The organism is Margalitia sp. FSL K6-0131, from assembly GCF_038008735.1.
GTDB lineage: Bacteria > Bacillota > Bacilli > Bacillales > Bacillaceae_C > Margalitia > Margalitia shackletonii.
Window position 1 is genome coordinate 1,362,582 of sequence record NZ_JBBOZS010000001.1, and the last position, 12,176, is coordinate 1,374,757.

The following is a 12,176-nucleotide window of genomic DNA, read 5'->3' on the forward strand; positions in this document are numbered from 1 at the left end:
AAATGGCTTGCAGTCACTTGTTATAGGTGTCTGCAGGCTTTTTACCATTATTGGAAGGGTTAATATCATGGCTCCATTATTTTATCGAAATGATTTTTATTATTGTTATAATAGTAAGAGATAAACTCATGAGGTGAAGCCATGCTAAGCTGGGAAGAAAGAAGACAATTAGTGAAAACAGCAAATTTATATTATATAGAAGGAATGACACAGGAGCAAATTGCCAAAAAAGTAGGTGTGTCGCGACCTGTCATTTCAAAACAATTACAAAAGGCAAAGGAATATGGAATTGTTGAGGTTTTTATTAAAGATGAAAGTTTACATACAGTAGAAATTGAAAAATGGTTGGAAGACAAATTTCAATTAAAGGATGTCATCGTGGTTCCGACTGCAGGAGGATCACCGGATATAAGCAAAAAAGCAGTGGGGCAAGCAGCGGCAAATTATGTGTCAAAAAAGCTAAAGAATGTTGAAAAAATAGGGATTAGCTGGGGAACGACATTAGCTGCTTTCGTTCAGGAATATCCTTATGAAAGAAATGAAAAAATTAAAATAATACCGCTTGTCGGAGGTATGGGAAGCAAGCAAGTGGATATCCATGCCAACCAGCTAGCTTATGAACTAGCGAAAAAAATGCATTCCTCTTGTTCTTATTTATATGTTCCTGCAGTGATTGAATCGGAGGAATTGAAGGAACGATTAGTGAACATGAATGATGTCAGATCCGTACTAGAAGAGGGAAGAACTGTGGACATCGCTCTTGTAGGAATCGGGAATCCATATCAGCCTAATTCGATTCTTAAGGAAGTTGGATATCTAAAAGAAAAAGATATAAAAGAATTCCGTGAAGCAGGAGCGGTTGGAGATATCTCTTCACGTTTTATAGATCTAAATGGAAACCCAATTGAACATAACATAAATGAAAAGGTCATTGGAATAACGCTAGAGGAAATCAAAAAAATTAATCTTGTAATTGGTGTAGTGGAGGGAGTAGGCAAAAAAGATAGTATATTAGGGGCTCTTAACGGAAATTACTTAGACGTCCTGATCATTGATGAGCCAACCGCTACTGCGGTTTTAAATTTATGAAATTTTTCTGAATTGCCATTTTACTTATGGAAATCATACAAAAAATTGTGTATAATATAATAATTACAAATGTCACTTCTTATTACAAATGAAATACAGGTTGAAATAATTTCCTGTTTTACTGATATAATAAGTATATTCCTATTAATGTGTAGAATATCATTACTTGTTATTTTGAGGAGTGAAGACGATGAAAGAAACGGAAATGAAGGCAAGCCTCTTTTGTTTACAATGTAATGACGATACACCGCACTCCATTATTTATATTAACGATGAGATCACCAGTGTTCGTTGTGAGGAATGCCAACATACAGTTAGCATACAAGTCGATATTATGAAAGAATTCTACAAAGAAATATACGAACGAGTTTTTACAAAGCCATCACGAATTACACAAGAATATAGGCAAGATCTAAGTCATTTTCTATCAAGATTGCCTTTTCGTGTAGCAAGCAAACCATATCGACTAATGCGTGACCTCAACGAATCACGAAAACTTATCCAGCAATATCGCAATAAAAAAAAGAGTGTATAGGATGTTAAGCACCATAAATGGACAATTTTTATAGGTTGTAATGATGGAAAGGACAGAGCGAAATTACCACTGTCCTTTTTATATGGACAAAAGATATAACTGTCGGACGGGTGGTGCCTGACACCAAAGATAGTGTATTTATGTCAAAACCAATCAAAATTAAAGAAGGTAATTCAAATGTGCCATGCACTTTTGAATTACCTTTTTTATGATGTATTAATCCATAAAATAGGTCGTTGCAATATCTTTAATTTCCTCAGGATCCAATATAACTTGATCATTATTATTTTTAAGTACATCATCATACATTTTTTTATTTTCCCCATGAAGCTGGTGATAATGAATGGATTCTAAGTCTATATTTTTTACTGCTAATCCTAAACTAACCATATCAGAAGTAGTCATATTTGTGGCAATCAAAAAGTCTGAGATTGAATTGATTAAGGATGGCAAATGGGTAATCTTGTTGGGATTTAATGCGGATTTTGCAATTCCAACTAATGTTGCTTGCTGTAATTGTTGTCTTCCATATTCCCCGTTTTTTAATGAATGTCTCTCATGAACGAGCTCCGTTACCATTTTTCCATCAAAAGTATGGGTTCCAGCCTTAATAACCTTATTTTTATTTTCTTTGTACCATGGATGTGTCAGCGTCACATCAAACGGTACTGTTACGTCCACGTCTCCAACTGCATCTACCATAGATTTAAATCCCCAATAATTGGTTTCAACATAATAATTAATTGGTATCCCAGTGAGCTTGCCAATTGCATCTACAGTCGCTTGAACACCCTCTTTTTGCCCTTTTGTTGCTTGAATAATATATTGAACACTTGTAAGCTTTGTATAGCCATATCCATCTAAATAGACTCTTGTATCGCGAGGTATGCTCAAGGTTTGGTACTCATGTTTCTTTAAATCAACATGTACGATTATCATGGAATCAGTATGACCAATCTTTTCGTCTTTTCTTTGGTCTGAACCTAGAAGCAATATATTTAGGACGGAGTCGCTTAATTTATTTTCATCAGTACTATTGGAGGATGTATTGCCAGGAGTTATGACAGGTGCTGTTTTAAAATGTTTAGCAGGTTGTAATTGATAGTATGAAAAACCACCAATTGTTAACAGTAAAACAAAAATAACTAGAAGGGTATAAATTATAATTCTGCGCTTCTTTTTCTTGGTGCTGACGTTCTTCTTCTCTCTACTTTCCATATTTCCTCCTGGTTATTTTTTAAATAGTCGCAATTTTAACCATGAGGATATTTTACTATTAATTTCAAAACCTTTCAACTAAAACATCTTTATATCAAAGTGAATAACAATTGGTGGAATATTATGAAAAAAGTTCAAAACAGCTAAATTTATGGGAAATAAATATTAGTAAAAGAATTATTTATATTCATGTGGAAAAAAGGTATGGTAAAAAATATAAATAAAAGCGGCCACTACATCTAGGATAAAAATGGAATTCAGTAGTTCCATAATCTCACTCCCGAATGATTTATTGGGGTTACACAAGGGGAACGGTATTCTTTTTTTTAGTTTTTCCATTTTAAATTTTTACATACCACACTTTTAGTATCTTTATTTTATGTTAAGTTAAAATAAATGTCATGTAAATAATTTGTAAAATTAAAAACATAAGCAAAAGCGCCTTGCTCAACGGCGTACGGATTTCATAGTTATCGAAGAGATCAACGGATACACAGCGAGGGTATTTCACCTGATTCCTCGCAAGAAGTGGCATAGAAATCCGCTTGCCAATATTCTGCTTGAGCTAGACAGATATTTTATTTAATAAAAAATAACGTTGATTTACAAAAAAAGCCTGCCGAAATGTTTCGGCAGGTTATTCTTTGTTACGTATTATTTTAGAAATATCCGTTGAAGATTAAAAGTTATACACTGGAACTTCAAATAATAATGTGTAAATGGTTAATTGATTATACAGATTTGCTAGGGTAGTAGTTTGTTTTACAGCCCAGCCTACATCTGTTGCATATTGATGATTTGCGTACCCTTTAAGTACCATTCCTGCTGGGTTCCAACGCATTTTGTATAATGTATCTTGTCCATTATGAATATAATTATCGGAGACAAATTGCGCCCCTTCAATAATGGCTTTATCCACAGTGGTCCAACCGTGGTCATATGCATATTGCGCCCCGTTTTGGGTAGCATTGCCATCGGTGGCACCGATACCATACATGTTGTAAACTGTTACTCCGTTAATTTTTACACCTGTTGCCAATTGACTTGTACCATTTCCAGTCTCTAATAAGGAGTGACTGATTAAATATAATTCGTTAATATTGTATGTCTTGGCTGCTGTGATAAAAGCTTGGCCATGACCATCTAGTATGCCTTTTCCCTTTAAGATATTATTATTTAATTCAGATGCAGAGGTACCTGCATAACTAGACAATAGAAGGAATTGATAATATTCACTGGAATTTTGCGCAAAATTGTTCGGATTTAAATAATAGGATACTTGATCGATAGTTGCGTTAACTTTTCCAGCACCGTCAGCTTTAGGACTTGCATTCATTTGCATTGTAACAGCGTCATTAAAGGAAAGATTATAATTTGTTTCCTTTTGAATGCTTACATCGCCATTTTTGATATATCCGGTAGTCGCGACGCCATTCACATACACCGTACATTCAAACCAGTTTGATGTAAAGGTTCTATAGCTTAAAATAGTATATTTACTATAGCTTTTTAATACTTTAGAACTTGTTGAAGCTTTTGAATATATTTTTGTAACATCTTTTTGTGCTATGCCTCGCATATTTTGCTGCGGTGATACCACATTATCTACGTTACTTGCTTTGATATATCCCGTCACTTTGTTTCCTTTAATAATAACAGTGCATTCATACCAATCGGAAGTAAATGTTAGATATTGTAAAACAGTACCTTGATCATAGCTTTTCAAAACTTTCGCACTTGTAGATGCACTCGAGTAAATGTTTGTTGGACTTGATAGGCCAACCCCTTTAAGCGATTGCTGTGAGTCCACGATATTTTCCACATCATTTTTGCTGATATATCCTGTGACCGCTTTTCCGTTAACATAAACGGTACACTCATACCAATCAGCAGTGAAAGTTTTATATTTTAATATAGTTCCTTGTGCATAGGTTTTGACCGTCTTAGAATTAACAGATGCTTTTGAATAAATATTTGTAGGAGCCTTCAGGCCAATACCCCGAAATGATTTTTGTTCATCGTTTACGTTTTCGACATCCTCAGCTTTTATGTATCCATGTGTAGCAACACCGTTTATAACAACCGTACACTCATACCAATCAATTGTATTTTGATTGTATTGCAGTGTTTTCCCTTGTGCATAGCTTTTCAACACAGTAGAATCAAGGGATGGTGCCGAATAGACATTTGTAGGGCTTTGAAGTGCAGTACCAATCAGGACATATTCAGAATCATCCGTTGTTTCTACATCACTGGCATAGATATAACCTGTTGTAGGTTCACCATTAAGAATGACGGTACATTGATACCATTGTGGAATAGGAGCTTCATATTTTAATAGTGTTCCTTGTGCATAGCTCTTTAATACATTAGAATTCGTGTCTTGAACTTGGTAAACATTCGTTGGATTTTTTAATCCAATACCTTGTAATGATTGGTACCTAACATCCAAGTCAGATTTTGCGGCAAGAGGTTTTAAGGTTTTTGTTTGATCAGTACTTTTTGTTGTTTCTTTGGAATTAGTCTCGGATGTTAAAGTATTTGAAGAAACCTTATTCTCTTTTTGTGCAACAGTATCAGTACTGGAAGAATCCTTATTCTCTTTTTGTACAGCTGTATCAGTATTAGAAGAATCTTTACTTTCTCCTTGTACAGTTGTGTCTGTTGATTTTTCATCTTTTGTTTTCGTTGTTGATTGTGATGGATCTGCCAGATTCGTATTTAAAATATATCCAGTCCATACTTCTTGAGTTTTAGGATCAACATAAGTGACATGCGTATATTCAGATCCTTTATCCAGGATTGTAACCGTAGATAGTGTAGGAATTTGTGTTATTACTTCACTATTTGGGGCATTTTCCTTTAACAACTCAACGGTATCTTTCCCATCAGCCGCAATAACGTTTGTATTCATCTTATCGATTTGTTGTGCTGCCAAATCTGATGCTGCTTTACTAGAAAGCGGAGAAACGGCAAATAACAACATTAGGGCTACCAAAAAACTACCGATTTTTCGTGCTTTTTTTCTGTTTTCCCCCAATTTTTTCATTCACTCCTTATTTTTTCTATGTAAACGTTCAAAAATATTTTACCATATCCCTATTTTTTATATAAATACTAATATTCTAGTTTTATAGGAATAGTTAAATATACCCATAGAAAATTGTTGAATTGTGTCGAAAAAATGTCATTTTGTAAATAATTTATGAGCATAACAAACACAGTTCGTCGAGTTTCGAGTAGGTTTTTTTCTTGGAGACTTTTTGAATGGAAAAGAAAGTATGAAAAATTATTTCATCGATGAGGTCTCTTTCTAGTGCATTTTAAAATTGTAAAACAGTGAGGGAAGGAATGTATCTGCCTGCATTGTGCACACTACTAGGAAAAAAGCATTATTGTGCAAATTTTTGAAGTATATTGGAATGATAACGAATTCGATTGCAAAACCTATAAACCAGGCCAATACAAGAAAGTGACTTGAAGGGATTGATAAACCTATGAATGTAAAATTCACCAGTAAAATTATCATCGCATTGGCTCTTATTTTATTTCAAACTTTTTCCCTTCGTCATTTTCACGTAAATGCAGCATCCATTCAACGACCGATTGTCCATCTTCGCATACTTGAGACAACAGATGTTCACGGAAACATTTTAAACTATGATTATCAGAAGGGGACCTATGTAAATCATTTTGGGTTAGCCAGGACGGCAACCTTAATTAAGAAAGCGAGACAGGATTCGTTAAATACACTTCTATTTGATAATGGTGATTTACTTCAAGGAAATGAATTAATGGACTATGCAGCAATGAAAATGACATTGGATATGGATATCCATCCGATGATGAAAGTAATGAATACACTTGGCTACGATGCAGCGACATTAGGTAATCACGATTTCCATTATGGATTACCTTTTTTAAATAAAGCCATTCAAGGAGCAAATTTCCCATATGTAAATGCTAATATGTATTTACATACTGATTTTGACACATTTCATCTATTCAATCCGTACGTAATATTAAATAAAGAAGTAGTAGATGTAAATGGAATGAGTCATCCATTAAAGGTAGGAGTGATTGGATTTATTACTCCATATGTAATGAAATGGGAGAAGCAGGCGCTAACGGATAATATATGTGTCGATGATATTGTTGCAAGCGCAGAAAAATATATTCCAATCCTTAAAAAACAAGGTGCCGATATTATCATCGCTCTTGCGCATACAGGTATTTCCTTACTTGCAGATCCATATCAAGAAGAACAAAATGCGATTCTTCCTTTAAGTCGTGTAAAAGGAATCGATGCAATTCTGTTTGGACATACACATGTAACTTTTCCCGATCTCTCTAAATTTAAAGGGATACCGGGAATCGATAATGTGAAAGGAACAATTAATGGGGTGCCAGCAGTCCAAGGTGGAAGTTGGGGAAGTTATTTGGGGGTTATTGATCTTATTCTTGAAAGAAAAAATGAAAGGTGGAATATCCTTTCATCTCAATCAAAAGCGGTTCCTATATTTATCAAGAAAAATAATCATAAAAAGGCAGCTGTTTATTCTGATCCAATAATAAAGGAATCCGTTCAAGACATTCATCAAAAAACCATTGAATATATGAAAAAGTAGGGGAGTATCGAAATATTCGTGTTAGACACGTTATATTTAAAAACGGCAAAGGTTACGAAAAGAACCTATATAAAAAAGGACGGTAAAAATACCGCCCTTAATTATTGGAAGGATAAGCTCTCCAATTAGAAAAATTAGGATTTTCTTTGGTTACAAGGCTAGAAGGAAAGATAAATGTCCAAGGTTTCGTTGTATTTGCCTTTACTTCAAACCCATTCATTTGAAAACCGCCTTTTGCAACGACATCCCCCTCGGCATCTTCAACAGTAAGGGGTAAGGATTCAATGCTAATATTATTATCTGATCCATTGCGAATTAGTATGGTAATGTGCAAATCCCCATTTTCAGCTTGTTTTGCCTGGTAACCCATAAAATTAACCTCGCCTGTATTTGGGGGCTGAAGGGAGCCTATCAGTTGCTGAAGCTTTTCCTTATCCTCAGTGGAAAGACTTTGTTCCCAGCTGCTATCAAGGTCTAACGAATGGTCTTTTTGTAATTCAAACGCAAGCTTCCAGCCCTCTTTCGGGATGGATTCAGAATAAATTTCATCCGAAGAAAAGATAAAATACCATGGACGGCTGCTTCGCGGTGGAATTTCACCTAAGTCTGTAAAGTCAAATACCTTTCTTGCTAACCGTTCACCATTTTCTCCAATCAGAACGAGGGTAGCTGTTTCCAATCGAATAGGTTTGTTCAAACTGCTTCGAATAAATGCAGTTACAATAATATCACCATCAGAATCTTGTTCTAGCTCAATACCGGATAATGAAATCTGATTGGGCTTTAATGGCGGGCATTCATTATTTAAAAATCGATACACATATTCTTTTTCAGGTGCATCGAGCCAGTCGGGGAGAATGGAAAGTTCCGTTTTAATATCCTCATCCCCAGTTACATCTTGCTGAACATTTTCATTTAATAAATCATTGGACATGACAACACTGTCTTTGCCCTTTTTTCTATTTTTATCTTTAAATAACATTGGAAGGTTCCTCCTATGGTCAATCCATTATTTATTCCTCTATTTCAAATCCTTCTATTTCTACTATTTCATCCTCGATCATATCATTAGCCGAATCATTTCCATTTAAAACGGAGTGTATCGTCTGAACCACTAACTGGCAAATTTCTTCTTGCATTTGATAAAAAGTATAAGAGAATACTTGCAATCCTTCTTTTTGATAGGTTCTAATCGGATCTTCCTGACTGTAACCTCTTAAGCCAATTCCTTCTTTTAAACGTGTCATTGCTTCTAAATGATTTACCCAATTTTGGTCAATAACTGATAAAATGATTGATTTTAAGTTTAAAAGAATTTCAGGTTGACTTGTGTGTAATTCCTCAATAGTATCGAATGTTTCATTTATCTTAGTGGAAATAAGGTCCTTCATATTTATATCTTCTATATCTTCAGGTGTAGCTATTTCTGAAATAGAAACAGATTTTAGCTTATTCAATAATGTTGAATAGTTATTTTGGTTCGTTCCTAATTCAAAATAATGCTCTCCTAAACTTTGAAACGATTTTTTCACAAAATCTAAAGGTTCTTCCGAGATAAGTATATTTGTACGTAATTGATAAAAAATATTACGTTGATCATTGACAACATCATCTAATTTTAATGTATATTCTCTTGCAGAAAAATTACTTCCTTCACAAACTCTTTGAATTCTGTCAACAAATTCGAGAATATTTTTATTTAAAACAACACCATTTTCATCTGTTTTCAGGGATTTTTTAAGCTTTTCAAACTGCTCTCCCCCAAAACGTTTAATTATTTCATCCTCCAAAGAAATGAAGAATTGGCTTGATCCGGGGTCCCCTTGCCTTCCAGCACGACCTTTTAACTGATTATCAATTCGGCGGCTTTCATGGCGTTCCGTTCCTATCACATGGAGACCGCCTAATTCCGGAACTCCCTCGCCAAGCAAAATGTCGGTTCCTCTACCAGCCATATTCGTAGCAATGGTTATTTGCCCCTTTTGTCCAGCCATCGAAATAAGTTCAACCTCTTTTTCAACGCTTTTAGCATTTAAAAGCTGAAAAGAAAGGTTTTCCTTTTTCAAGTATTCTGAAAGAAGTTCAGATTGCTCAATGGAAGTTGTTCCAATAAGAATAGGCTGGCCTGTCTGATGGCGGAGCTTTACTTCTTTTGTAAGAGCCTTATACTTATGGTCAATAGAATCAAATACCACATCATCCATATCCATACGTATTTTTGGACGATTGGTTGGTACTTGAATGACATCCATTCCGTATATTTGTTGGAATTCCTTTTCTTCAGACTTGGCAGTACCAGTCATACCTGAAAGGATTGGATACATGCGGAAGTAGTTTTGAATCGTAATGGTTGCCTGCATCTTGTTTTCATCGGTCAACTTAAGGCCTTCTTTTGCTTCAATAGCTTGATGGAGACCATCACTAAGGCTTCTTCCTTCTAAAACCCTGCCTGTAAACATATCAATGAGTTCAATTTTTCCATCACGAATTATATAATCTACATCTTTCCGGAATACCACTTCTGCCCGAAGCATTTGAATCATGTAATGGTATAATGTTTGGTGTTCTATATCATATAAATTATCAATAGAGAAGGTCTTTTCAATCTTGGTAATCCCTTCTTCTGTAAAATTTACTGATTTCGTTTCAAGATCAAAAGTATAATCCACTTCATTTTTAAAGTGCTTAATGACTTTTGAACAGATAAAAAATAATTCGGAATTCAATGATGCTTTTCCGGCAATAATAAGAGGCGTTTTTGCTTCATCAATTAGAACGCTGTCGACCTCATCAATAATGGCATAGTGGTAAGGTCTTTGAACACGCTCGCTAGCATCTAGCACCATGTTATCGCGTAGATAGTCAAATCCAAACTCTGTTCCAATTCCGTATGTAATATCGGCCGCGTAGGCTTTTTGCTTCTCTGCGGGGGACATTTCACTAAGATTAATTCCAACAGTTAGACCAAGAAACTCATGAATTTGGCCAATTTTCTCCTTATCTCGTTTTGCTAAATATTCATTCACGGTAATGACATGAACACCTTTTCCTTCAAGTGCGCGTAAATAACTTGGAAGGGATGCTACTAATGTTTTTCCTTCCCCAGTAGGCATTTCAGGAATATTCCCATCTAAAAGGGTCAGACCGCCAATTAGTTGGACATCAAAATGCCGCATTCCCAATATTCTTTTTGCAGCTTCCCGAACAGCTGCGAAAGCCTCTGCTTTTATATCATCGATTGTACCGTTATTGTTCAAAAAAGATTTAAATTCCTTTGTTTTTTCCCTTAGTTGTTCATCTGTTAAGGATTCAAATTCAGGTTCTAATTGATTGATTTTCTCCACTATTTTGGTATATTTTTTTAACATTTTGTCTTGTTGACTCATTGTAGATTTGAGATATGTAATCATTCGTGTCTCTCCTTAAAAAACTGGTAGTAATAGTATAACATAACAAATGGATAAAGAGCTTAGTAGAATATTTATGGAGATTGGTATTTTATGTAAAATTATTAAATTCGGCCACCGAACCCCAATTTAGGAAAAAATGACCTCTGGATTTTTACAAATGTAACTAACTATATATGAATGAAACATCTTTGTAAGAAAAAGTTGCTAGTATAATGGTTTTACTTTTGGTATGTTATTAGGTAGAAAATAGTCGAAAGCACAGCAAAAGATAAAATTTGGCTTTTTGTAATTTTTAAGAGTATTTTAAGATTGACACATTAAAGTAATGTCTAAGTATTTATTTACTTAAGGAATGTTTAGACGAAGTGTTCCAATTCTAGTATACTCAAAATCATGAATGGCACTCATCTCAGGGGTGAACGATAAAGAATGAAACAAAGATTTTTCAATGTATTAGGTATTCCAATTATACACTCCAACCATCATTCGTTTATTGATTTGCTGGAGGGACAAATTAAAGAGAATAAAAAAACTTTTGTGGTAACCGCTAACCCAGAAATTGTAATGCGAGCTTTAAATGATAAAGGGTATGAAGGTTATCTTAAGAAGGCAGATTATATTACCGCTGATGGTATAGGCATTGTCATTGCCTCTAAAATATTAAACCAACCATTACCAGGAAGGGTATCCGGAACCGACATGATGCTGGATTTGTTAGAAATTGCAAATCAAAAACGGCATCGCGTTTATTTTTTAGGTGCAGCAGAGTCTGTCTTACAATTATTATTGAAGAATGTACATGAACGATATCCACAAGTAGAAATAGTTGGCTCACATAATGGTTTCTTTGATTGGAATGATAATAATATAGAAGAAGAAATTAAATCGACTGAGCCTGACCTTATCTTTGTTGCATTAGGAGTACCAAAACAAGAGCAATGGATTGCTGAACATCTCGACTCTTTTCAAAAAGGTGTATTTATGGGAGTTGGAGGCAGCTTTGACGTGATTGCCGGTGTGGTCAAACGTGCTCCAAAAACTTGGCAAAAATTAAATCTGGAGTGGCTTTATCGTTTAATAAAGCAACCATCAAGATGGCGAAGAATGCTTGTCATCCCACATTTTTTAGTCAAAGTCATATTTCAAAAGCAACGTGGATAGTAATGAAATAAATGCAAATGCATATGGTAAAAGAAAGTATTTCTCGAAACAAAAAATATTCTATAATTAATCAAAGTCATGTGATATAATTCATTTGATTACAAATTTCGACTATAAGAAACACAACATTTATTA

8 protein-coding genes are annotated in these 12,176 nt (G+C 34.6%); 4 read left to right on the forward strand and 4 right to left on the reverse strand.

Annotated elements, in window-relative coordinates; all coding sequences use genetic code 11:
• Window positions 1-141 precede the first annotated feature (141 nt).
• Together NSQ59_RS06510 and NSQ59_RS06515 are read left to right on the forward strand one after the other, a co-directional pair.
• On the forward strand, window positions 142-1,089 hold the full coding sequence (locus tag NSQ59_RS06510; RefSeq protein WP_055738674.1) for a sugar-binding transcriptional regulator: 948 nt from the start codon (window positions 142-144) through the stop codon (window positions 1,087-1,089).
• A gap of 190 nt (window positions 1,090-1,279) precedes the next feature.
• The gene (locus tag NSQ59_RS06515) at window positions 1,280-1,624 is read left to right on the forward strand and encodes a hypothetical protein (protein WP_055738675.1); all 345 of its coding nucleotides are present in this window, start codon (window positions 1,280-1,282) and stop codon (window positions 1,622-1,624) included.
• Between the two features lie 216 nt (window positions 1,625-1,840).
• Here the strand turns inward: NSQ59_RS06515 and NSQ59_RS06520 are convergent, their stop codons facing one another.
• Both NSQ59_RS06520 and NSQ59_RS06525 read right to left on the reverse strand, forming a co-directional pair.
• Complete coding sequence (locus NSQ59_RS06520; RefSeq protein WP_055738676.1) at window positions 1,841-2,842, reverse strand: LCP family protein; 1,002 nt, start codon at window positions 2,840-2,842, stop codon at window positions 1,841-1,843.
• A 679-nt stretch (window positions 2,843-3,521) separates the two neighbouring features.
• On the reverse strand, window positions 3,522-5,891 hold the full coding sequence (locus NSQ59_RS06525; RefSeq protein WP_340830241.1) for an N-acetylglucosaminidase: 2,370 nt from the start codon (window positions 5,889-5,891) through the stop codon (window positions 3,522-3,524).
• A gap of 448 nt (window positions 5,892-6,339) precedes the next feature.
• Between NSQ59_RS06525 and NSQ59_RS06530 the strand changes: the two genes are divergently transcribed.
• Window positions 6,340-7,470, forward strand: a complete 1,131-nt coding sequence (locus NSQ59_RS06530; RefSeq protein ID WP_340830242.1) for a metallophosphoesterase — start codon at window positions 6,340-6,342, stop codon at window positions 7,468-7,470.
• Window positions 7,471-7,567: 97 nt separating this feature from the next.
• On the opposite strand, the gene NSQ59_RS06535 is transcribed toward NSQ59_RS06530, so the two are convergent.
• Both NSQ59_RS06535 and secA2 read right to left on the reverse strand, forming a co-directional pair.
• A complete protein-coding gene (locus NSQ59_RS06535) occupies window positions 7,568-8,452 on the reverse strand; it encodes an accessory Sec system S-layer assembly protein (RefSeq protein ID WP_340830245.1) in 885 nt (294 codons plus the stop codon).
• 31 nt (window positions 8,453-8,483) lie between these two features.
• Window positions 8,484-10,880 carry an accessory Sec system translocase SecA2 gene (gene secA2 / locus NSQ59_RS06540; protein WP_340830247.1) on the reverse strand — a complete coding sequence of 799 codons (2,397 nt, stop codon included), beginning with the start codon at window positions 10,878-10,880 and terminating at the stop codon, window positions 8,484-8,486.
• A 429-nt stretch (window positions 10,881-11,309) separates the two neighbouring features.
• Here secA2 and NSQ59_RS06545 point away from each other — a divergent pair, with 429 nt between their 5' ends.
• On the forward strand, window positions 11,310-12,041 hold the full coding sequence (locus NSQ59_RS06545; protein ID WP_126648208.1) for a WecB/TagA/CpsF family glycosyltransferase: 732 nt from the start codon (window positions 11,310-11,312) through the stop codon (window positions 12,039-12,041).
• The last annotated feature ends 135 nt before the right edge of the window (window positions 12,042-12,176 follow it).